The following is a 22,619-nucleotide window of genomic DNA, read 5'->3' on the forward strand; positions in this document are numbered from 1 at the left end:
GCCGTCACCCCTCGCGTTGGCGACGGTGCGGCGAGCTGAAGGGTGCGCCGCCAGCGGGCGGGCAGAACGGTCCTGGCTCGATCGGGCCTTTGCTTGGCGAGGAGATGAAAGGGTCGGTTTGGCTTGAGAGGGTTGCATTTCAGAATTCCTTTCGGAGGAAGCTAGCTGGTCAGGAAACCTGGAAACCAAACAGAGAGAATCGAGTCGATCAAGGGGTGACCCGACGAATGTCGACGTTGAATCGTTTGCCGGCGCTTAGCTGGAAGAAGTTCACCAGCCGTTTCTCCATCGTGACGATAGGTATGCCGGTGACTTTGGATACAGCCGCCAGCATGGCGTCGTTGGGCCCATGTCCGGCATTCATCGTGGTGTCGATGAGGTCCCAGACCTGTGGGCCAGCTTCAGTCAGAGAAAACTTACCCGCCGGCCGAAGTGCCCTGATGCCCTCTTGCGCCAGGAACTGCTCGCGAGCGCTTGCCTGAGCGCGAGTGCCTGCGTTGAGGACTTCGGACCGCTGCGCGGTCGTGACAAAGGTTTCGGCCGCTCGGACAGTTGTCAGGGCGTTCTGGTTGCCCTGTTGTGCTTTGATGACCAGATTTGCATCTGCAATTTGTCGAGGGGGTGCTGCCCCGGCGGCAGATGGTTTTTGCTTACCGCTCGGCTCGCCCTCGTTGCCTGGTCTGCGTGCTCCGCTACTCTTCGCATCGGCGTGCGCCAGGAGCGCGTTGGAGACGGACTCGCCAAATTTCGCCGCGGCGGTGATCTTCTTCTGGTCATCGGTGAATTGCATGGCAACGCCTGCACCAATCGCCCCGCCAATGGAGGAAGTCACACTGGAAAGACCCTCCAACCACGAAGAAATGAATGCCTTTTGGGCCTCATAAGCATCTTGGCTTGCAGATACCGGTCCTGCAGCGGCTTGACCGCGACCGTGATTGGCTTCCCAGGCAAGGTGATAGTGGAGAATGGCCTCCCGTACACGAGCCTGAAACGCCTCACCTTTCTCGAACGTGCCAGGCGGCTTGTAGCCGTGGTGTGTGAGCACCTTGTCGTCGCCATTGAGGCTGAGAATATCCGTGATGAGGCTTTTGCGAGCGCCATGTTGACCCAGCAGGCCTGTGAACTCCATCAAGCGTTCGTGACGCTCGCTGTTGTCCTTTTCGCTTGACTCCCACGGGTTGCTCTTCTCGTCTTCCAGGCCCGATGGATCGACGCGATTGACCGGATCGCCCGCGCCATAGGCGTACAGGTTGATACCGCCAAGTACCCCAATCGGATCGCAACTCACCCACCTCCCCAACCAAGGCGCGTAGTACCTCGCGCCGTGGTAGTTCAGCCCGGTTTCCTCGTCGCGCTCCATGCCGGTGAAGCGGTAGCGTTTGAGGCTGACTTCAACCGAGCTGCGGCCGGCCTGGTAGGCCGTGCAGCCATAGGGGTAGTACTCCTCGTAGGTGATGACCTGGCCGCTGTCGTCCAGCTCCAGTGCGGCCGAGCCGAGGTGGTTGTCGTGCTGGTAACGGGTCAGTGGAGAGACAAGATCTTTCTCGCTGCCGATGGTGCGGGTTTCGACCAGGGCGATGCGGCGGCGGTCGTCCATCAGGTGCAGGGTCTCGTGCTCGATGACGACTTCGTCGGCGGCATTGCGGCGGCGGAAGATTTCGTAGCCGCCAAGGGTGATGCGCTCTTCGACCAGGTTGCCGGAATTCCGCTCGATCACCTTGCGCACCCGCTGGCCGGCTGCGTCGTACTGGTAGTAGGCCATGCCGTCGCCGGGCAGTGCAGCGCTCTGCAACCTGTCCAGCGGGTCCCACGCCATGGTGGGCAGGTGAGACATCGCAACGATGTTGCCGTGCGCGTCGTAGGGGAAGGTTTCGGTGCCGTCCTGGCCGCCGGCTGTCACGCTACTGAGCCGGTTGCTGGTCTGCCCTGCCTCCAGCAGGCTGGCCTCGGCGTAGCTGTGGTCGCGGCGCCAGTTGCCGTTGGCGGCCTGGTGCACCAGGCTCAGGATGTTGCCTGCCAGGTCGTAGTCGTAGGCCTCGGTGTAGCGCCGCATCGCCTGGCCGTCGTTGGGGTGCGGCAGATGGGTGCGGACGGCGTCGTCCCAGGTGGTCTGCGGCTGCGAGACCTGGCCGATGTGCTCGCGGCCGGCGGCGCCAATGAGGCGGTACAGCGCGTCGTAGGTGTAGTCGCTGTCGGGCGTGACGACCTGGTTCTTGAAGTAGACGGTCTGCTGCGCCGCGTCGGTGATGTGGGTGACGTGGCCCGCGGCGTCGTAGGTGTAGCTCAGGTCTTGCAGGGCTGTGGTGTCGCGCAGCGTCCGGCAGCGGGTGAGTCGGTAGGTGAGCGGGTCGTGGCTGCACAGGGTGCGCACGCCGTTGCCGTAGGTGATGGCCGTGCGCTGGCCTTTGGCGTCGTACTCGACGCCGGTCACGAAGGGCGTGAGCGTCTGGCGGCCGCGCAGTTGTGCATCGACCCGTTCCAGCAGCCGTGCGCGGTTGAACCGAGGCCGCACGATGCTGCCGTCTGGCATCTGGGTGGCCACCGGGCGGTTCAGCGCGTCGTAGCTGGCCTGGTGGGTGAAGACCTCGGCATCCAGCGCTGGGTTGGCCTGCCAGTCGACGACGCTGCGGTGGTCGGCCAGCACCTGCCGGTGCGTGATGACCGGGTTGCCCTTGAAGTCGTAGGCATGGTGCACGACCAGCCCCGCGGTGTCGAACTGCCGCAGCAGGCGGCCGCGCAGGTTCGACGCCTCGGCCTTGTCGGCGCTCTCGCCGTAGACCAGATGGACAAGCTGGCGCTCGACGCCGTCGCTGCCGAGCATGAAGGTGCCCAGCGGCCGGCGCAGGGCGTCGTAGCTGCGGCGCTGGCGCTGACCGCGGCTGTCCCACCCGTAGGCGAGCTGGCCGCCTGCGTCGTTGAGCAGCCAGCGCGCGCCCGCTTCCATGCTAGCCTGGTGGATGGCCGCGCCTTGCATGCCGAAGTCGGTGCGCTGGATGGTGCGGTCCAGGGCGTCGACGATGGCGCGTTGCTGACCTTCCACGTCCAGCAGCACGCGGCTGGCCTGGAACTCTTCGACCTCGTTTCCGTCGTGCTGGAAGCGGTTGTGGCCGATGGTCAGGAAGGCACGGCCCAAGGCGTCGGCGTGCGCGACGGCGGGTGTTGCCGCGTGCGCCGCCGTCTTGGCCGCGGCATCTTGCTCTTGGGGGCCCATTGCTCCGCCGTGGCGCTGGGCGTACCACGTGGGCAGGTAGTCGGCAGCGTCCAGCCGCGCGAAGAAGCCGCCCACGTCTTCGTCAGCCGCGGGGTCGTCGATGAGCGCGGTGTCGTTCACGTCCCAGCGGGTCTGCCGCCAGGCGTCGAAGACCACCTTTTCCCAGCTGTGGTCGGGGTGCAGCGTGGCGACCACGCGCCCCACCGGGTCATGGAACAGCGTGGCGCTGACGCCCACGCGCTCGTCGAAGCGGAAGGCGTGGCTGTCGTCGAAGAAGGGCTCGAACTGCCGCACCGGCTGGCCCTTGTTGTTGAACAGGGTCCAGCCGCTGCCGACCCAGCGCGGGTCGACGATGGAGCCCCCTTCCACCAAGGGGCCGGGTTCGGCCGGCGCCTTCTTCTGGATCTCGCGCCCCGCACCGTCGCTGTAGCTGATGTCGAGCTGGACCTTGACCTCTTCGCCCTGCGGCTGGTCGCTGGCGTGCACCTCGCGCGCCAGTGTGGCTGCGCACACCGGCTGGCCCTCGCGCATGAAGCGCTCCAGGTCGTAGACGACGCGCGTGGTGGCCGAGCCCAGCAGCGCGGCGGCCTGGCCGAGCGGGTCGGCAAAGAAGGCGGCGCGTTGCTCGGCGCTCAGGTTGGGCTCGACTTCGTCCAGCGAGTCACCCACGGTCTCGGTGGCCTTGCCCATCACAGCGCTGGCAGCCACCAGGCCAAGGGTGTCGAACACCACCCGGCTGCGGTTGCCGTTGGCGTCGGTGAGCTGGGTGGACTGGAGCACGCGGTAGTCGAACTCGGCCAGCGCGGTGTTGCCCAGCGCGTCGCGGGTTTCGAGCACAGTCAACGCATAGGGGTCTTGCCGGCTGGCGGCCGAGTTGCCGAAGGGGTCGCGGCTGCGCAGCGCGGTGAAGAAGTGTGAGCGCGCAAAGGCCAGCTCGTCGGCCGGCGTATCGGCCTCGTCTGGAGAGTAGAAGACCTGGGCCGAAGGCAGCCACCAGCTCCGGCCGTCGTCGCCGCGGGCGTAGGCATTGGCGACCAGCAGCTCGGGCCCAACCCGGTCGCCGTAGACGCTGTCGATCAGGCTGTCGGTAAGGGCAAGCTGCAGCGTCTGCCCCGGCAAGGCCAGCGGCTGCAATTCGCCTGGCGTCAAAAGGGAGCTCAGGTCGTCGCTGCGGTAGAGGGTGCGCGTGTGCTTGAGCAGCCTCCTCTGCGGCGCGTGCCCGTCACCGGCTTGCTCGTAGCGTAGAGGCTCGGCGCCGTCTATGCGGGCGAAGTGGTCGGCCGCCCACTCTTCCCACGTGAAACGACTGCCCGCGCCGCCGGTGGGCACGAAGCCTGTGAGTTCGTGTACCAACGATTCGCTCGGCGCTGGCGCCCGGTACGAATCCGGCCACCTGGCGATGTCGTCGATCGCGTTGGTGTATCGAGTTTCGGTGTAGGTGAGCAGTGCCTGGGTCTGGCGCGCGCGATCTTCGTCGGTAGGCAGAGTGGGGTCCGGCCGGCGGCGGCCGTAGCCGATGGCCAGGCTGCGTAGCCGCTGGCCAAATGCGTCCACCCCCAGGGTCAGCTCGTGCGCGATGCGCGGGTCGGCGGGCCGGCGCTCGTAGTGGTAGCTTAGGCTCTCGAGCGTGTGGCTGAAGTAGACGCCGGGCTGGGCGCTGTCGGGTGTCGTCGGCACGGCGTCGATGGCCGGCTGCAGCTCGCTGACCTGGTAGCGGCTTTCGCTGGCCTGGTAGGGGTGGGCCGCGCGCGTGCTGCCGTCCAGGGCGTACACCTCGGTGCGCAGCACGGCGCCGCGCAGTGCACGGGCCGCTTGCCAGGGCGTGCCACCGGCCGGCAGCAAGTGATCGGGCAGCGGCAAGGCCTCGGTGTCTTGCGCATAGAACTCGGTGCGCAGCTTTTGCTCGAAGCTGCGCTGGTCGAGCAGCTTGCCGGCGCGCGCGTCGACGTAGACCCCGGTGTGGTACCAGGTGCGCGTTTCCACGGGCGGCAGGTGGTGGGCGGGGTCGGCGTTCAGGAAGTCGCCGAGCCCGAGGTCGCCGTCGCCTTGCGCAAAGTCGTCGAAGAAGTCGGTGTCCAACTGGTCGACGCGCGCAAAGCCGCGGAACTCGCGCTCGCGCCCGTCGTAGTGGCCATGGTGGTAGCGGTAGGCGACCACATGCTTGGTGCGGCCCACGAGGTCGAAGGTCTCGACCTTGTCGACCACCTGGGTCGGGAAGGGCAGCGTCGTGATCCAAGGCTGCATGTCAGTGCGGTCGCGCAAGTAGTGCTGCGTCGACGAGCCGTAGCTCACTCGGGTGACCGCACCCATGTGGTTGTCCATGGTGGTCAGCACATAGGGCTTGACGCCGCCACAGAAGTCCAGCGCCTTGTAGACGCCGTCCGTCGAGCCACCGAAGCTCTGGCTCCACAACAACGTGGCGGTGCCGGTGCCGAAGACGTCGGCGAACTGCAGGCCGCTCGGGTCGGCCGTGCGCGGGGTGCCCGTCAGGGTCCGGCGCTCACTGAAGCCATTGCCCGACCGGTTGAACCAGAAGTGCACCTGGCCCAGGCCGACATAGACGGCATCGGCACAACCAGTGCCGTTCAAGTCGGCCAGGAAAAGGCGTCGCGGGTCGAATTCGTCATCGAGTCGGGGCGCGTTGGACATGCGCACCCGTCGGCCGAAGCGGCCGTAGCCCAGATTGGGCCAGTAGTCGATCCCGCCGTTGTGCACGAGCACGATGTCGCTCAGCCCGTCGCCGGTCATGTCGGCCAGACGGACACGGCCTTGTGGGTCGTCGAAGAACACATCCGGGAAGACATCGAGGTCGTGCAGGCGCGGCACAGCGCGTGGCGCCGCGAAACCTTCTTCGCCGAGGCAGGCGAACCAGAGGAACTGGTCGTCGGTGGTCAGCAGAGCATCGGCGCGGCCGTCGCCTGTCAGGTCGAGCAGGCGCACGTTGTGGTCGGCGGGGTCGAAGCCCGGCTTCGCGGCAAAGGGCTTGAAGCGCCGCCAGCCCCCGTCGGTGGTCGTCTCGTAGAAGCCGGGCAGGTCGCCGCTGTTGACCAGCAGATCCACCACGCCGTTGCCGCTCATGTCGCCAAATCCGACGCCGGGTTGCCCGAGTGCGACGCCGGCGGGGCCATGATCCAACGCCACGGGCCGGTCGAATGTGCCATTTCCCAGGTTGCGCCAGACCTGGAAGCCAGCGGGCCCCGATTGCACGATGTCCGGCAGGCCGTCACCCAGCAGGTCGACCACAGCCATGGAACGATCGCTCAAGGTCAAGGTCGGCATCTGGCCACCATGGGCCTTGAGAGTTTGGTAACGCTGCTCATGCGGCCGGAATGCGCTATAGCCGAAGGCAACGGGTGGCATGCTGGCCTGGCGGTAGTTGCCATCGCCCGCTCGCTCATAGCTCGTGACGGTGACGGCCTGCAGCATCGACATCTGCGTGTCGGGGTCGGTGCCGTAGGCGAAATCGGTGGAGCGCACCAGGGTCGGCCCGCCCAGCTCTGCAAAGTGGTGGAACATCAGTACCCGGGAACAGGTTCGCAGCGTGCGAACGTCGAAGCCCGTACGGAAGCTGGAGAACCTGTCCGGCCGCAGCGGCACCTCGCGGTGTGTGGTGACCAGGGCGAGGTTGGGGCCGAACAGTTCCTGCGTTCCCTCGGGTGGGGCCTCGGGATGGGGCTGGCTGGTAGGGCTGGCCCAGTCGCCGTAGTCGAACACGGCTTCGAAGGCATAGCGCTGACCGCCGCGCAGCACACCGACGGTGGTGCCGTCGGCGTAGGTGATCGGCTGGCCCCGCTCGTCGAGCAGGTGCTCCGGCAGGTTCCCGTAGTAGATGCGGCGCAGGTAGCGTTGGGTTGCTGATCGTCGCTGTTCGTAGATGTCGTTCAGGCGTTGCGGTGCGTCAGCGTCATACAGCACCGGATCGTCGGCTGCGTACTCGTAGAGGCAATGGTTGCCAAAGGCGTCGAAGCTTTCTTGCAGCAACCACTCGGCTACGTGCCGTGCATCCGCTGGGTCGGACAGACGGGCTTGCGCGCTCACACCGAAAAGATGGGTGATGTTGTCTTTGGTGATGGTGCGCCAGTGCGTCTCACCGCTGCCGTTGCGCACCCAGCATTCGATGCGGGCGAACATGCCTTCGGTGCGCGGGCGAAAAAAGGTGATGCTGAAACCGTCACGCTCAACGGGTGCATCGCGTACCCAGCGAACTTGACCGCTGTCGTTGTCGGTCTCCGGGTGGGCTGTGCGCACCAGGTCCTCGGCGCCCGAAAGTACGAAGCGGTCTTGGTCGTCGTCGTAGTGCGGCAATCCCTTTTCCGTCTTGCGGGAGATGCGGGCCACGTCCAGGCTCCAACCCAGGCCAAAGAGTCCATTGCCGTGTCCGGAGCTGTATTGCAGCGCCAGTTTCGGGCCGAAGCCATGGCGTCCGGGTGACAGTGCCAACGGCACGCTGTAGTTCGCGGTACCGCTGAAGAGATTGGCCGAGAAGGTCTCGCCAATGCCTTTCACCGCACCACCGCCTTTGGGCAGGCTGATGGCGGACGGACCGGTTTGGTGGGTGCCGGACTGATTCATCGTTGGCATACCTTGTTTGAGGCTGTGAGAAGCTGGCCCGTGGCCAGCGGTTCGACCGCCATGGCTGAATGGGCACTTCGCGACAGGGCCCTGTTGGGGCCGGCTGCGCTCAGATCAACCCACCGCGAGTACGTCCGCGTGAGTCCTTCTGGTGTGCACCTGACACTTGGCGCTCCTGGGTCGTTCCTGCCGCCTCAGGTGCTGCCGCGGTCGGCTCACCATGGGAATCGCAGAGCGGCGGACGTTTCTGCCAGCGCTTACATTCTTTTACTCACCCAAGCGGAGAGGGCGCACGCACGCGAGGCGCGGCAAAGGCATCTTTCGCCGTGCCGCAGAAAGCAGCCCCTGCAGAAGAGGATTGAAGCCAGGCGCCAGACCGGAGGGCAGAAGTCTGGAAATGCGGACGGCGGTGTCGATGACCGCGTGGGGATCACCGGTCGGATTCAGCTTGCGCCAGCGTCCTGCGCGATTTGCTCGCGCAACTCGACGAGCGCTGGCGACGATTCGTTCAGCGTGGCCTGCAGGTGTTCCAGCGCCTGCTGGCGTGTTTGCTGAGCCTCGAGCCTTTCGCCTCGGGCCTGGTGCACCAGTGCCTTGGCGGCCAAGGCACTGCCCAGCCATTCGCTGTGGCCGAAGCCTGCGAGCGAGGCTTGTGCTTCGTTGACGGCACGGTCGGCGGTGGACCGGGCAGCGTTCAGATCGCCCAGTTGGACCTGCGTGCGTGCAAGTAGGCTGAGCGCGCGAATCCCCATACGGCTTTGATCGCGGGCGGCATCAAATCCGTCAACTGCCTGCTTCAGGAGGTCTGCGGCCAATCCAGGCCGGTGGCGCCGCAGCGCCAGTTGAGCTCGCGACATGGCCAACCCGGAGAAGGTCGCGCTTGTCGATGGTGCGATGGCCTTGAGCCGGGATTCCGTCCAGTCAAGCTCACGCTCACAGCCCGTCAGATCGCCGCTCTGACACCAGGCTTGGGCCCCCTGGATCATCAGTACGGCGCCTGATCGCTTGTCGCCCTGAGACTCAATCTCTCGGATGGCGTGCTGGAGCAGGGGCACCGCTTCATGGCCCCTGCCCAGATCCACCAAACGGATGGCGTAGTTGCCTTCCAACCTAGGCTCGACATTGCCAAAACCTCGCGAAATGGCGAGCGCTTGCTGGATCGCCTTTTCTGCCTCCGCGGTCTGGCCGCCACGCGACAACTGCACCCCCAGGTTGTTGTACAGACCAACGGCTTGGCGCGTTCGGCCTCGCCCCATCGCGAGGAGGGCATCTATCGCGCGGCGCGATGCCTGCACAGCTTCAGCCGGTTGCCCGGCCTTGTTCAGTGCACTGGCCAATGTGGCCTGCAGGACAACGGCCATCTCGCCGTAACGACCGGTCGGGCCCAACTGCTCCTTCGGCATCGTTTCGATGGCCGCCCGAGCGTCTGCCAATGCGGCTTGAGCGTCTCCGCTGCGGGTGGCCACTTCACTGCGCGCCTGAAGGCAGATGGCCCGCTTGCTGGGGTCGCCATCGCCCTCGACCTGGAGTCGAGCCAAGGCCGATTCGAGCAGCGCACGCGCCTGTGTGAAGTCGCCCTCAGCAGCATGATCCTGAGCCAACTGGCATTCGATGCCCGCTGTCAGGCCCGCGTCCCGCACATGGGCCGCACTCTGTAGGGCCCGCTGAAGCAGCGGGCGACTCTTGGCCGGGAGACCTGCTTGACCGTAGAGATTGGCGACCAACAGCAGCAGATGCGCGTGTTGCGCCGGCTCGCCGGCAAATTGCTGGTCCACCACGGTCTCGGCGCGGGCCAACAGGTCTTCGGCCGTGAAGGGCTTTTCGTCGCCCTCTTGCAGAAGGAAGCTCACGAACTCGCCGCTCGACTGGGTGTAGGCCACCTCGCGCAGTGCCCGGTCGCGCTCGCGTTCGGCGCGGGCAGCCTGCTGCTCTGCCCGGCGGGCCTGAGACACCGTTCCGATCATGCCGGCGGTGATCGCCACTGCGCTGAGAACGCCAGCGCCAACGGCGACGCGATGCCGACGCGCAAACTTGCTCCAGTGATAGGCCCATGATCGGGCATGTGCTTCGACGGGCTCGTGAGCACGGTAGCGCCGCAGGTCTTCGGCCAGCGCGTCTACGGTGGGGTAGCGCAGCTTGGGTGGCTTGGCCAACGCACGGGCGGCGATGTTCGACAAGTCGCCCCGCAGACGCCTCTGCAACACCCTTGCAGTCGTTCCGCGCATCGCGGCCACTTCCGGTGCGCATGCCCCGCCGAGCGGTGATGGCTCACAGTCCAGCGTCGCGCGCATCACGCGTTCCACGGTCGCGCCGGCAGGCGCCGTGGGATGCCGCCCGCTGAGCAAACAGAACATGAGTACGCCCAGGGCGTAGACGTCCGTCGCGGTGGTCACGGTCTCTCCAAGCCACTGCTCCGGTGCGGCGTATTCCGGGGTGAGGGACTGGCCACCGTTATCGCGAGTGATGGAGGTCGCCGCGGCACTCCAACTTTCCCCTTGCAGAATCTTGGCGATGCCGAAGTCGAGCAACTTGACTTGGCCGGACCGGTCAACCAGGATGTTCGGTGGCTTGATGTCCCGATGGATCACCAGGTGGCTGTGTGCGTGTGATACCGCAGACATGACGTCTGTAAGCAGGGAGAGTCGTTGCTCCACCCCGAGTTTGAGCCGGTCACAGTGATCATCGATCCGCTCTCCGTCCACCCACTCCAGAACCAGATAGGGCTGCCCCCCGTCGCTGACCCCCGCGTCGAGGAGACGGGCGATATGCGGGTGGGTGAGACGGGCAAGGATCGAGCCTTCTCGACGAAAGCGTTGGGCAGCTGCTTGGCCCACCAAAGACATGTGAAGCAGCTTGATCGCCACTTCGCCTTCGAATCGCCCATCATCGCGCCGGGCACGCCAGACACTGCCTGCACCCCCCTGGGCGATGGGCGATATCAGCACATAGGGGCCCAGGCGCTGCCCGGCCAGCGAAGGCTTGGCCGCTGTGGCGGCCGTACCGTTCAGGAACTGCGCCGAGCTGGCGTCGCCATGTGAGCCGAGCAGATCCGCCAGTTCGGTCGCCAGCGTGGGATGCTGGGCCTGCAATCGGCTCAAGTGCGCTGGCCGCTGCTCGTCAGGAAGGTCCAGTAGCTCGTCAAGGAGCGGACTCAGCCGCAGCCAGCGTTCACGATCCGGCAGACTCATGCGCAGCGCATCCAAAAAGTGACTCGCTCAACCTGGCACCAGGCGAAATGGGAGGCGCTACTTTCGTGAAGTCGGTCCGGTGGGCACATCCCCCGCATAGGGGATGTCTCGCGGCAACTTGTGCGATGTCCGTTCGGCAGTTCAGCCGATCACCACCACATCGAACGCACGTTCCGCAAACCACACCGCCGCGACCGCGGCGATCGCGAGTGAGCCGCCGGCCAGCACCACATGGCGGTAGAAGCGGGTGTCCCTGATCCACCAGGCCAGCGGAAGCGCGACCGCGACGATGCCCAGTTGGCCGAGCTCGACGCCGAGGTTGAAGCCGATCAGCGATTGGGCCAGCGCCGCTGAATCCAGCCCCAGCTCTTTCAGCGCGCCTGCAAAGCCGAAGCCGTGCACGAGGCCGAAGACGAAGGCCATCGGCCAGCGCACGGCCGCTCCGAAGCGGCCGATGCCCCTCTCGGAGGGCGGCGGTGGCACTCCGTTGCCGGGTGTCGCGCTTTTCCAGCGCGCGCCGGGCAGGAAGCGCTTGAGGTTGTCGAGCGCGGCGAGCACCACACTGGCGGCGATCAGGGATTCGACGATGCGCGATGGTGGGTCGGCGTAGCCGAGCACGGCCAGCGCCAGGGTGATGGAGTGGGCCACGGTGAAGGCGGTGACGACCTGGGCCACCTGCCACAGGGCATCGGTCCACCGGGCCGGGCGAGTCTCGATCTTCGGTGTCGACGCGGAACGAACGGTGTCGTCTGCACGGCCCGCGAGCAGGACGGCGGGCAGCATCAGCGCCAGCAGGAACAGCACGTGGTCGGTGCCGATCAGGATGTGGTGCACGCCTTCCGCCACGAAACCGGTGAAGCTGCTGGGCGCACCGTCGGCGGCAGGCGCTGCCGCGGCCGGGGACGTTCCAGTGAGCGCCAAGGCACCGGAGCTCGGCGCGAGCACCGCGGTGACCGCGGCAGCCTGCGCGCCGGCGCGCCACTGCAACAACCCGCGGTGCGAAGCATCGCTGTCGGCGAACAGGCGATAGTCGACCAGCAAGCCGGATGCTGCCGCGTCCGCGGGGCACAGCCAACGCCGTTCCAGCACGGCGTAGGTGCCGTCGGCATGGGCTTCGATGCTCGGTTCGGACAAGAGCCCGGCTCGGCACGCTGCCGGGGGCGCAGCCCCACCCGAAGGCTGCGACAGGTGCAGGCCATCGTCGGCGAGCGCCGAGATCTGCGGCCACGCGGTGCGCAGCTCACCCCAGGTGATCTGCCCGTCGTCGTCTGCGTCCAGCGGCATGACGCGGTCCAGGTCGCGCAGGGCGATGTCCCAGCGTTGCTGCACGCTCGGGCCGTCGGCCGTCAGGCTCAACGTGGCGTTGCTCGGCGCATGCGCCCGTGCTGGCGCAGGGGACAGCGCCATCGCCGTCAAAGCCGCCAGGCCGGCGAGTATCAAGCGGGCCCGGCGCAGGTGGCGATCGCTCAGAACGGATGAGCTCACGAGGCACTCCCAGAGTGGGTTGGGGTGGCGGCCCGCACGGGGGCGGCGGAGATGGAGGGCCAGCGGACATCGACGAAGCCTTGCTCGCGCGCCCAGCGGCGCACGGGCTCGGCGGCTTGCGGCTCGCCAGCCGCTGCGGCGGCGCGAAGCAGCAACAGCGCGTCGGCAGGCTCGCGCTGCCAGCTCCAGTTCTGTTGCGCCAGCACCAGGGCTTGCGGCGCGTCATGGCGCAGGTCCAGCATGAAGCGCGCTTGTTCGCGGGCGTGGCTGCGGTCGCCGCGGGCCAGCGCGGCGTCGAAGCGGGCTTGCAACTGCGTCGCCAGCTCACTGGCCGATTCATCCTTCAGCTGGTGGCGGGCGATCGCGATCCGCAGCAACAAGGCGTCTGCCGCCTCGTAGCCGCGCAGCAGACGCACGACGTCGGCCGGGCGATGCTGATCGAGCAACCAGTCCGCGTAGGTAGCGAGCGCGTAGAGGCTGGGGGCTTCGCCGGCTGAAGCCGCGCGAAAGAGCCCGTCCGCTCGACGATCGCCAGTGCGCTGGGCCAGCTCGGCTCGCAGCAAGGCGAGCCAGGGATCGTCGGCCGCACCGAGCTTGGACAGGGCCGCGTCGGCCTGCCGCGCACTGAGGCGGCCTTGCAACTGGCCGAGTTCGACGAGGCAGGCCTGTGCTGCCGTTCGCACCCCGTCGCCGAGCGCCGCGTAGGCATCGCCGGCCAGCCGTTCGCAGCCCAGGCGTGCTTCGGCGTAGCGCCCCTGCACTTGGTGAATCGAAGATCGCGTCAGCTCGGCCTGGGCATGCAGCGCCAGGGCTGGCGAGGCCGACTGGCTGAAGGCGGCGCGGCGCAGGGCGGGCGGGCCGCCGACGGCCAGAGGCGACGCCAGCAGTGCATCCAGATCGGCCAACGCGCCGACGAAGTCGTGCAGGCCCTGGCGGATCGTGGCGCGCAGCAGGCGCACCGGGCCGGGCGGCTCGGCGTCCTTCCACCACGGCGCCAGCACCGCCTGGGCTTGCCCCCAGTCTCGGGGGTCTCCGCTGCGCCGGGCCTGGTCGATGGCCTCGCGCGCTGCGGCCAATGCCAGCGAAAGATTCGGCTGGGCCTGTGCGGCTTGCTGGCGCAGCGCCGCGCGCTGGCCCGCCCCGGTGCGCGCAGGGGCAGCGCCCGGCAGGCGGGTGGGCAGCCGCTCGATGACTTCGTGGTCGTCGGAGGGCACGCGGGGGGCTGCGATCGAGGCCTGGGAGGGCATCAACCAGAGCACGGCTACAGCGGCCGAGGCGAGGAGGGCGGTACGCATGTCAATTCCAGCCGCGTTAGATGAGACTGAACCCGGCAGGCGAGCCCGCCGGGTCGAGGACACAGTCAGGCGCCGGCCACCCGTTCACTGCGCGCCGGGCGTCGGCGTGTTCAGGTACGGGAAGGTCGACAGGAACGGCGTCGCGGCCTGGTCGACGGCGTCATGCAGGTTGTACGACGTGGTGCCCAGCGGCACGTACTTCGGCTTGCACTTTTCGCCCAGGCCCAGCGCGTTGGTGTTGCCATTGGCCATGCACAGGCCGCCCATCATCGCCACCAGCGAGATGTCGACCACGTCGTCCTTCGGGCGGCGTCCGTTCGGGTAACCCGCCAGATCCGTACCGCCGGCGAGGATGTTGCCCAGCACGCCCAGTCGGTTCTGCTGCGCGTACGGCACCGGCATGATGCTGGTGTTCAGGCGCAGCATCTCCGAGGCGACCACGTTCATCGGCTGGTTCACGCCGGGCAGGCCGGTGAGGAAGGTGGTGGTCAGGTCGCTTCGGGGGTAGTTCGTCGGTGCGCTGTTGGGCAGCGGCAGCGCGATCTCCAGCAGCTTGGGCAGCGTGGGGTTGCTCACGTAGGTGAGGAACTGGCCATCACCGGCGGGCTGTGAGGCGTTGAACTTGTCCTTGTCCTTCAGGCCGATGACCACCTCGTTGACCAGTGGCATGCCCAGGCGAGAAACCTGTACCCAGTCGCCCGCGTCCTTGTCGACCTTGTTCAGGCCGGACTTCGGCGTGGCGTCGATGTTGTGCGTCTGGCGCACGCTGGCGGTCGTCCAGCCGCCGATCACGGGCTCGCTGCCTTGCGTGAGGCAGCTGATCGGGATCTCCAAGGCCAGCGTCGTCACGTTGCTGTCGGCGATGGTGTTGGGGAACAGGCCGATCTTGGTGGGGTCGGTGATGACCTCGATCGGGGCGTGCACCAGGTCGAACACGACGCCCAGGTTCACTGCAAAGCCTTCGGCCCGCTGGCCGACGAACATCTTGCCCGGCGCAGAGCAGTTCGGGATGTTGATGTTGTAGATGTGCTTGGCCGCGTAGCCCGGGTAGTCGGGGATGGTCTTGGTGCCGATGTTGTCGGCCGGCTTGTCGAAGGTCGCCGAGCCGTTGTCGGCGTTCGTGATCGTCCAGGGTTCGCCGCGGCGGCGGTCGCCCTTCATCATGATCACGCTGTAGGTCTGCGCCACGTTCAGGTTGGCATCGGCCACGTTCGCCACGGGCCCGGCCTGGATCAGCGGGATCGCCACATTCTTCTTGCCGGCAGGCAGTTCCAGCCCGCGGCCGCCGTTGGCCAGGGTGTTGGTGAAGCGGAACTGGAAGGTCAGGTCTTCCTTGGCGTCGCCGTTGTTGTCGAGGTGGATCTCGTACAGCGCGTTCTGGTCCAGGTTGAAGTAGTTCGGGCCGCCATAGGGGGCTTGCAGCGGCTGGTAGTTGGCGATCAGGGTCACGTAGTTGGATCGGCCCGTCTCATAGCTGCGGAACATGTAGAAATCGGTGCCATCGACCTTGGGTGCGCCGGTGATGAAAGGCGCCTCGCGGTGGCTGGACGCCAAGGCGGGCAAGGTGGTGGCGGCCAGCGCAGCGGCGGCAGCGATCGGGGCCAGGCGGCCGATGAGGGCAATGCGGTTCATGGGATGAGGTCTCCTGCGGTGCTTCGCCGGCTCCACATGGCCGGCGTGGTGGTGCTTACGCGCCGCAGGGCGGTCTCGGATGCAGTGACCGGGTCCCGACCCTCTGCCTTGCTCAGGTTCCTGCATCCGATCACATATGGATCGCGTAAGGAAGCGGTTGGCCTGAGAGATGCCGACCGATTCCCTGTGTCTTCCGCACACACGTCGCCAGGGCCTCACGGCGACAATGTGGGGGTATGTCTTCTGAAGAAACTCGCGTGCTGCAGTGGCTGCCGGCCCAAGGGCGCCCCGAGCAGTTGATGCTTTTGTTCCATGGCGTGGGCGACAGCGCCCAGGGCATGGCAGGTCTGGCCAGTGGGCTGCGCCGCGCCTTTCCGCAGGCGGCGGTGATGGCCGCTGATGGGTTCGAGCCCTTTGATGGCGACCCCAGCGGCGCCCTCGGCGGGCGCCAGTGGTTCTCTCGCAACGGCGTGGATGACGGTAACCGCGCGCAAAGGGTGAGACAAGTGTTGCCAAAGCTGGGGGCCTGGGTTCGGGGCGCCCAGCAGGCCACGGGCGTGGGGCCGGCCGCCACCGCGCTGGTCGGGTTCTCCCAGGGCGCGATCTGCGTGCTGGAGTTGGCGCAGGCGGAGGACGGCCTGGCCGGCCGGGTGCTGGCATTTGCCGGCCGCTACGCCAGCCTGCCAGAGCGGGCCTTGCAGCACACGACCCTGCACTTCTTCCACGGTGCAGACGATGCCGTCATCCCCGCTGACCATGCGCGGGCAGCCATGCAGCGCGTGGCTGACCTGCAGGGTGACGCGACCATCGACATCGCCCAGGGCGTGGGGCACGAGCTGCCGGCGGCCTTGCTGCAGTGCGCGATCGACCGGTTGCGCACCCACATTCCGCATCGCACCTGGGCCGCGGCGCTGGGCGCCGTGCCCAGCCTGTCCGAACGCCTGGCGGCGCGTGCAGAATCGGAACCTGACGCCGAAGATTGACTGACTGACAACGTGACCTCCTGGTTCCAAGATTTGGGCGCCCTGCGCGCCTGGGCAGCCGAAGCCCGGCCCGTTTTCATTTGCGGGCAAGAGCGCAGCGGCACGTCGGCGCTGCAGCTTGCCTTGTCGCAGCATCCGGCGCTGTTCGCGGTGCCGCACGTCTACGAGACCTTCATCTTCCGCGAACCTCGCAGCCTGCTGGCTGAGCCGCCGAGGCAGATGATGCAGGCCTACCTGCGGGGCGAAGACAATCTGCAGGCGCTGCGCCGTCGACTGGCGGCTCTGGCAGCCCCGAACGGGGGCGACCCCGCCGCGCTGAGCGACGAGGATCTCATCCGCGCCTTCTTCGCTTTCGCCGCCGAGCAGGTTTATCCCGGCCAGCGGCCTTTGGAGAAGACACCTTCTCATGTCCATTGCCTGCCTCGCCTGTTCCAGGCGTTCCCCAAGGCGAGGGTGCTGGCCTGTGTGCGTGAGCCGACCGAGGTGGTCGATTCGTACCGTCGTCGCCTGCAGCGCGAACAGGCGCTGGGCAAGCCCGCTGAGGTGTGGGGCTGGCTGGACCAGACCGACGAGCAATTGATCGGCCAGTTTCGCCGGGTCGACCGTGCCCTGGCTGAGGGCGCCAAGCTGGCCCCTGGCCAGATTTTCCAGGTGCCCTACGGCTGGCTCACAGCCGACCCGGAAGCCGCGATGACCGCCCTGTGCGAGTTCATCGGCGAGCCTTATGACGCGGCCGTGATGGCGCCGAAGGCGGCCTGGCGGGACCGGGTGGACGAGCGGCTGGGCCGTCCGATCGGCACTGCGAGCGCGCCTCGGCCCTCGACATTGACCGAGGAAGCCAGCGCCGTCTTGCGCAAGGAAACCTGGGGCCTCACACGCCGCTGGCGCGTGCCGGGCCCGATGATGCCGAGCGGCGGCACCGCCTGACGCACTAGAGTCTGTCGTGAGGACGGGCATCATCTCGTCTGGTACGAACACTTGTTCTGTCATGCTTTTCCTGTTGTCGCCCGCCAAGACCCTGGACTACGAGAGCCCGATGCCCGCCGGCCTGGCGCGCCGGGCCACCTTGCCGCGTTATGTGGACGAGGCCGCGGCACTGATCGATGTGCTACGCGAGCGCTCGGTGCCCGAGATCGCCGAGTTGATGAGCCTGTCGGACCCGCTGGCCACCTTGAACGTCCAGCGCTACGCCGACTGGTCGCGCGAATTCACGGCACGCAACAGCCGGCCCGCGGCGTTGGCCTTCAATGGCGACGTGTACGAGGGGCTGCAAGCGGCGTCACTCGGCACCGCGGATTGGACCTGGGCCCAGCGGCACGTGGTGATCTTGTCGGGCCTGTATGGCCTGCTTCGCCCCTTGGACCGTCTGCAGCCCTACCGCCTGGAAATGGGCACCAGACTCGCCTCGCCCGGTGGGGCCAAGGACCTGTACGCCTACTGGGGCGACAAGCTGGCTCACGCGCTGAACGATGAGCAGGCGGGCGAGAAGTCGCCCATCATCGTGAACCTGGCCTCGCAGGAGTACTCACGCGCCGCGCTGCGCCCGGCGTTGAGGGCGCGGGTCGTCGAATGCGTGTTCGAGGAATGGCACGGCGGGCAGTGGAAAGTGATCAGCTTTTTTGCCAAGCGGGCGCGGGGGCTGATGGCCCGTCATGCCATCCAGCAGCGTGCTTCGACCTTGAAGGCATTGCGTGCGTTCGACGCCGAGGGCTATGCCTTCGACGACGAGGTGTCGGACGCCGACCGGTTTGTCTTCCGTCGCCGCGCTGCGGCTGCCTGAGAGGCGCCCGGGCGCCGGGCTGCGCCCCACCCTGCAGGGGGCGTGATCAGACGCTTGGCCAAGCCAGTTCTTCTCACGATCGTGCGGGCGCCCTGCCTTTCGTCGCCGTCGAGGCCTCGGCGCCGGCGTCGGCCTGGGGGCATCGGGCCAGCAGATCGGGCACCGTGAGGTGGAGGTCGCCGGGTGGGCCCAGCTGTTCGAGCAGCGTGTCGACCACCACCCGCACCCGCGGCGCGAGGTAGCGGCGGTGCGGGTAGTGCAGCACCACCTCGCGCTCGCCCGGATCGTGCAGGCCCGTGAGCAGCAGCTTCAGCCTGCCGCTGCGCAAGTAGGGCAGCGCATGGTGCAGGCCGGCCTGCACGATGCCGGCGCCGGCCAGCGCCAGATCGAGCACCGCTTCCGGGTCACTCACCGACAGCCTCGGCTGAGGCGTGAACTCCAGGCGCTTGGCGCCGCGGCCGCCTGAGGCGGTGCGAAAGCGCCACGGGCTGGGCGCGCTGCCGGCGAAGCGGACTGCGAGGCAATCGTGGCCGCGCAGTTCATCAACGCCGCGTGGCACGCCGGCCCGCTGCAGGTAGCCGGGGCTCGCCAGCAGGGCCAGCGGCAGGCGGCAGATGCGCCGGGCCACCAGGCTCGAGTCTTCGATCGGGCCACCGCGGATGCCGATGTCGTAGCCCTCGGCCACCAGATCGACCGGGCGGTTGTCCAGATCGAGCTCGATCGTGAGGCCGGGATGGCGCTGGCTGATGGCTGGCAGCAGCGGCAGCACCCACTGCCGTCCGAACGCATGGCCCACAGACAGCCTGACGCGCCCCGTGGCCTCGGTGGCGCTCTGGGTCACGTCGGCCACGGCCTCGTCCAGCATTCGCAGGGCTTGGCGCGCCTTGTCGAGAAACCGCGTGCCCTCGGCCGTGAGCGCCAGCCGCCGTGTGCTGCGCTGGAACAGCCGCACTCCGAGTTGCGCTTCCAGCTTGGCCAAGCTCTTGCTGACGGCAGCGGGCGTCAGCTCCAGCCGCTCGGCCGCCGCCACGAGGCTGCCGGCCTGGGCGGTTTCGACGAAGGCGAGCAATCCCTGGAGCTGTTTCATGATCTCGATTCTCAACCAGCATTCATGAATCATTCAATCGCTGGTGACTTCCTGGCGATGAATCGAGTTTCTACAGTTCACCCCATCGCAGGCCCGATGGGCGGGCCGGCCAACCAGAAAGGGCACCTCATGAAGATCGGCATCCTGGGTTCGGGTGACGTGGCAAAGACGCTGGCGGCAGGTTTCTTGGAGCATGGTCACGACGTGATGCTCGGCACGCGCGAGCCGGCGAAGCTGGACGAGTGGGCCGCCGCGCATCCCACGGCGCGTGTCGGCAGCTTTGCCGATGCGGCGGCGTTCGCCGAGCTGGCGTTGCTGGCGGTCAAAGGGGGCGCGGCGGAAGCGGCCCTGAAAGCGGCGCAGGCCGATCGGCATCTGGCGGGAAAGGTGGTGATCGACGCTACCAACCCGATCGCCGATCTGCCCCCCGAGCAGGGCGTGCTGCGCTTCTTCACCTCGCTCGACGAAGGCTTGATGGAGCGCTTGCAGCGTGCCTACCCGGGCTTGCGTTTCGTCAAGGCGTTCAACTCGGTGGGCGCCGCGCTGATGATCGATCCGCAACTGCCAGGCGGCCGCCCGACGATGTTCATCTGTGGCGATGAGGCGGCGGCTAAATCCACGGTTACTGGCCTGCTGGCGGAAGTCGGCTGGGACGCTGCCGACATGGGTGGCGCGGTGGCCTCTCGCGCCATCGAGCCGTTGTGCATGCTGTGGTGCATTCCGGGCTTCTTGCGCAACGATTGGGTTCACGCCTTCAAGCTGGTCTCGCCGGCCTGAGTGGCAGGGCCCCGGGCCGGCCGGCTGGTTTACAAGTTGCGGGCTTTGGGCATGTCGAAGTCGGCCCGACGTGCTGCCAAAATAGGCGCATGACGACGATTTCGCCCTCCATCACCCCGGAACTTCGCAACTGGATCGTGGCGCAGGCCGAGGCGGGTTTTCCGCCCGAAGAGGTGCTGGCCGCGATGCGCAACAGCGGCTGGCCCGAAGAGGTGGCCATCGAGGCGCTCGAGGTCACCTTGACCGAGCACCTGCAGGCCAAGGGCAAGCCGATTCCGGGCCGCCAAGGCATGCCGGAGCCATCGCTGTCGGATTCGCCATCGACCATCGTGGTCGATGGCCACGAAATCCGTGTGCTGATGTCGATGGCGCTGCCGCGCGTGGTGGTGTTCGGTGGGGTGTTGACGCACGCCGAGTGCGACGAACTGGTCGCGCTGTCGCGCCAGCGCCTGACCCGCTCGGAGACCGTGGTCAATGAGACGGGCGGCAGCGAGGTGAACACCGCCCGCACGAGCGAAGGTATGTTCTTCACACGCGGCGAAAATCCGCTGTGCCAGCGCATCGAGCGCCGCATCGCCGCGTTGTTGAACTGGCCCATGCAAAACGGCGAAGGCCTTCAGGTGCTGCGCTACCGCCCGGGCGCCGAGTACAAGCCCCACCACGACTACTTCGACCCGGTGCATTCCGGCACGCCCACCATCCTCTCGCGTGGCGGCCAGCGGGTGGGCACCTTGGTGATGTACCTGAACACGCCAGAAAAGGGCGGCGGCACCACCTTCCCTGACGTGGGGGTGGAAGTGGCGCCGATCAAAGGCAACGCCGTCTTCTTCAGCTACCACGCGCCCCACCCGAGCACGAAGACGCTGCACGGCGGCGCGCCGGTGATCGCCGGTGAGAAGTGGGTCGCCACCAAGTGGCTGCGCGAGCGCGAGTTCCACTGAGCCCGCGCTGATGCGTAGCGGCTCGGTGCGCCACGCACGCTGAGCCGGCGGACCGCGTCAGCCCGCGATCGTCTGGATGGCGTGCGCCGGGATGGTGAGTGCCACTTCCTGGCCGGCGATCTGAAGGCGGTAGTTCACGGCGAGATCGGTGGCGTTCATGACCACCACCGCCAACTGGCCGTTCGGGTTGACGAAGGCCGTGGTCTGCAAGTTGCTGCGGCTGCTGACGGCGCTGATGCGCTGTGCACCCGGGCGAATGAACTTCGAGAAGTGGCCCAGGTAAGCGAAGCTGGGGGTGAAAACCAACTCGCCCGTCTTGCCATCGGCGTGCACCGGCGCGAAGCAGAAGTTGCCGACGTGGTTGGGGCCGCCTCTTTCGTCCAGCAGGATGTTCCAGTCGGTCCAACCGACGGCGCCGCTGTTGAAGTCCGCGATCATCTGGCTGCCGTAGCGCTCGGCGTTGGGCCACCACTGCAGCCGGGCCGGGTCGAAGCGTTCGACGGTGGCTTCGGTGAGCAGCAGGTTGACCTGCGGCCAGGCCTCGTGCACCGCGGCCACGTTGCGGTGCATCGGCTCACCACCGGCCCAGGTCTCGTACCAGTGGAAACCGACGCCCCACACATACGGCGCGGCTTCCGGGTCGGCCAGGATGGTGTGGGCGCGGTGGGTGATGAGATCGCGGTTGTGGTCCCAGACGATGATCTTGCGATCGCCCAGGCCTTCGCGTTGCATCGTCGGCCCGAGGTGGTTCTTCAGGAAATCGCGCTCTTCCTCTGCGGTGAAGATCATCGACTCCCAGGTTTGCCGGGCCATCGGTTCGTTTTGCACCGTGATGCCCCAGATCGGAATGCCTTCCTTCTCGTAGGCGCGGATGAACCGGGTGAAGTAGCTGGCCCAGGCTGCGGCGTACTGCGGCAGCAGCTTGCCGCCTTGCAGCATGCTGCCGTTGTCTTTCATCCAGGCCGGCGCGCTCCAGGGGCTGGCGAACGTCGTGGCCGTGCCGCCGCCGTCCGCAATCGTCTGAAGTGCCCGCTTCAGCAGTGGGATGCGGTGACGACGGTCGGGTGCCACGTCGAACGAGGCGAGGCTGGCGTCACCCTCTTTGACGTAGGTGTAGCTGGCGCTGCTGAAATCCGAGCTGTGGATGGTGGTGCGCAGCAGCGAATAGCCCAGGCCCTCCTTCGGGTCGAAATAGGCCTTCAAGAGCTGCTGTTGCTGCGCGGGTGCCAGGCGGGCGAAGACCTCGGCCGATGCATCGGTGATGGCGCCGCCGATGCCGAGCACCGTCTGGAAGCGGTGGGCCGGGTTGACGAAGACCGAGACGTCGCCTTCAGGCGGTTGGCTGCCCGACGCCGGCACGATGGTGGCGGTGAGCGCCAGCCGTTGCGGTGCCGCTTCGGCGGTGGTGTAGACCTGCACGGCAGGGGGCGCGGCGGGGGAAGTCGGGGCAGTCAGAGAAGGGGACATGGGGGTGCTGCTGCTGGCGGCGCATGCCGGGCCGAGGGCCAGCATCGTGCTGGCGGACAAGGCCAAGGCCACGGAGGCTGATCGGGCGCTGGAACGAGCGGGCATCGAAGCGTCTGTCGAGGGTGGGCGATGTCGGCTCGGGGCCGCGAGGAGGGCCCAGCGGCACGTGTCCAGGCACCTTTGAAAGCGCATTCTCGCGCA

12 protein-coding genes are annotated in these 22,619 nt (G+C 67.2%); 5 read left to right on the top strand and 7 right to left on the bottom strand.

Going from position 1 to position 22,619, the window contains the following annotated elements; translation table 11 throughout:
• Positions 1-208: 208 nt before the first annotated feature.
• The 5 genes from AACH06_RS03215 to AACH06_RS03235 all read right to left on the bottom strand — a co-directional run bounded on the left by AACH06_RS03215 (position 209) and on the right by AACH06_RS03235 (position 15,383).
• Positions 209-7,783: a SpvB/TcaC N-terminal domain-containing protein gene (locus AACH06_RS03215; RefSeq protein ID WP_341424153.1), complete on the bottom strand. Its 7,575-nt coding sequence runs from the start codon at positions 7,781-7,783 to the stop codon at positions 209-211.
• 443 nt (positions 7,784-8,226) lie between these two features.
• Positions 8,227-10,971 (bottom strand): protein kinase domain-containing protein, encoded by a 2,745-nt coding sequence (locus AACH06_RS03220; RefSeq protein WP_341424154.1) that lies wholly within the window; start codon positions 10,969-10,971, stop codon positions 8,227-8,229.
• Between the two features lie 141 nt (positions 10,972-11,112).
• Positions 11,113-12,456, bottom strand: coding sequence for a HupE/UreJ family protein (locus AACH06_RS03225; protein WP_341424155.1), 1,344 nt, complete (start codon positions 12,454-12,456; stop codon positions 11,113-11,115).
• The gene (locus tag AACH06_RS03230; RefSeq protein WP_341424156.1) at positions 12,453-13,751 is read right to left on the bottom strand and encodes a hypothetical protein; all 1,299 of its coding nucleotides are present in this window, start codon (positions 13,749-13,751) and stop codon (positions 12,453-12,455) included. The genes AACH06_RS03225 and AACH06_RS03230 overlap by 4 nt, the downstream gene beginning before the upstream one ends.
• 84 nt (positions 13,752-13,835) lie before the next feature.
• Positions 13,836-15,383 carry a DUF4331 domain-containing protein gene (locus AACH06_RS03235; RefSeq protein ID WP_341424157.1) on the bottom strand — a complete coding sequence of 516 codons (1,548 nt, stop codon included), beginning with the start codon at positions 15,381-15,383 and terminating at the stop codon, positions 13,836-13,838.
• A 236-nt stretch (positions 15,384-15,619) separates the two neighbouring features.
• Between AACH06_RS03235 and ypfH the strand changes: the two genes are divergently transcribed.
• From ypfH to yaaA, 3 genes are all read left to right on the top strand, one after another.
• A complete protein-coding gene (gene ypfH / locus AACH06_RS03240; protein WP_341424158.1) occupies positions 15,620-16,366 on the top strand; it encodes an esterase in 747 nt (248 codons plus the stop codon).
• A 12-nt stretch (positions 16,367-16,378) separates the two neighbouring features.
• Positions 16,379-17,293 carry a sulfotransferase family protein gene (locus tag AACH06_RS03245; RefSeq protein ID WP_341424159.1) on the top strand — a complete coding sequence of 305 codons (915 nt, stop codon included), beginning with the start codon at positions 16,379-16,381 and terminating at the stop codon, positions 17,291-17,293.
• A gap of 61 nt (positions 17,294-17,354) precedes the next feature.
• Positions 17,355-18,146 (top strand): peroxide stress protein YaaA, encoded by a 792-nt coding sequence (gene yaaA / locus AACH06_RS03250; RefSeq protein ID WP_341424160.1) that lies wholly within the window; start codon positions 17,355-17,357, stop codon positions 18,144-18,146.
• Between the two features lie 73 nt (positions 18,147-18,219).
• Here yaaA and AACH06_RS03255 read toward each other — a convergent pair whose 3' ends face one another.
• Positions 18,220-19,233 carry a LysR family transcriptional regulator gene (locus tag AACH06_RS03255; protein ID WP_341424161.1) on the bottom strand — a complete coding sequence of 338 codons (1,014 nt, stop codon included), beginning with the start codon at positions 19,231-19,233 and terminating at the stop codon, positions 18,220-18,222.
• Between the two features lie 129 nt (positions 19,234-19,362).
• Here AACH06_RS03255 and AACH06_RS03260 point away from each other — a divergent pair, with 129 nt between their 5' ends.
• Entirely contained in the window at positions 19,363-20,010 is a 648-nt protein-coding gene (locus AACH06_RS03260) for an NADPH-dependent F420 reductase (protein WP_341424162.1), read from the top strand.
• Between the two features lie 89 nt (positions 20,011-20,099).
• Positions 20,100-20,951, top strand: a complete 852-nt coding sequence (locus tag AACH06_RS03265) for a 2OG-Fe(II) oxygenase (protein WP_341424163.1) — start codon at positions 20,100-20,102, stop codon at positions 20,949-20,951.
• A gap of 57 nt (positions 20,952-21,008) precedes the next feature.
• Here the strand turns inward: AACH06_RS03265 and AACH06_RS03270 are convergent, their stop codons facing one another.
• Entirely contained in the window at positions 21,009-22,418 is a 1,410-nt protein-coding gene (locus tag AACH06_RS03270; RefSeq protein WP_341424164.1) for a glycoside hydrolase family 30 protein, read from the bottom strand.
• Positions 22,419-22,619: the final 201 nt, after the last annotated feature.

The organism is Ideonella lacteola (assembly GCF_038066555.1).
In the GTDB taxonomy this organism is placed as follows: Bacteria; Pseudomonadota; Gammaproteobacteria; order Burkholderiales; family Burkholderiaceae_C; genus Ideonella; species Ideonella lacteola.

Excerpts from the sequence above, each read along its gene's own strand:
- AACH06_RS03265 (WP_341424163.1), top strand. The coding sequence starts at position 20,100 with ATGACGACGATTTCGCCCTCCATCACCCCGGAACTTCGCAACTGGATC.
- AACH06_RS03255 (WP_341424161.1), bottom strand. The coding sequence starts at position 19,233 with ATGAAACAGCTCCAGGGATTGCTCGCCTTCGTCGAAACCGCCCAGGCC.
- yaaA (WP_341424160.1), top strand. The coding sequence starts at position 17,355 with ATGCTTTTCCTGTTGTCGCCCGCCAAGACCCTGGACTACGAGAGCCCG.
- AACH06_RS03220 (WP_341424154.1), bottom strand. The coding sequence starts at position 10,971 with ATGAGTCTGCCGGATCGTGAACGCTGGCTGCGGCTGAGTCCGCTCCTT.
- AACH06_RS03215 (WP_341424153.1), bottom strand. The coding sequence starts at position 7,783 with ATGAATCAGTCCGGCACCCACCAAACCGGTCCGTCCGCCATCAGCCTG.
- AACH06_RS03260 (WP_341424162.1), top strand. The coding sequence starts at position 19,363 with ATGAAGATCGGCATCCTGGGTTCGGGTGACGTGGCAAAGACGCTGGCG.
- AACH06_RS03270 (WP_341424164.1), bottom strand. The coding sequence starts at position 22,418 with ATGTCCCCTTCTCTGACTGCCCCGACTTCCCCCGCCGCGCCCCCTGCC.
- ypfH (WP_341424158.1), top strand. The coding sequence starts at position 15,620 with ATGTCTTCTGAAGAAACTCGCGTGCTGCAGTGGCTGCCGGCCCAAGGG.
- AACH06_RS03230 (WP_341424156.1), bottom strand. The coding sequence starts at position 13,751 with ATGCGTACCGCCCTCCTCGCCTCGGCCGCTGTAGCCGTGCTCTGGTTG.
- AACH06_RS03235 (WP_341424157.1), bottom strand. The coding sequence starts at position 15,383 with ATGAACCGCATTGCCCTCATCGGCCGCCTGGCCCCGATCGCTGCCGCC.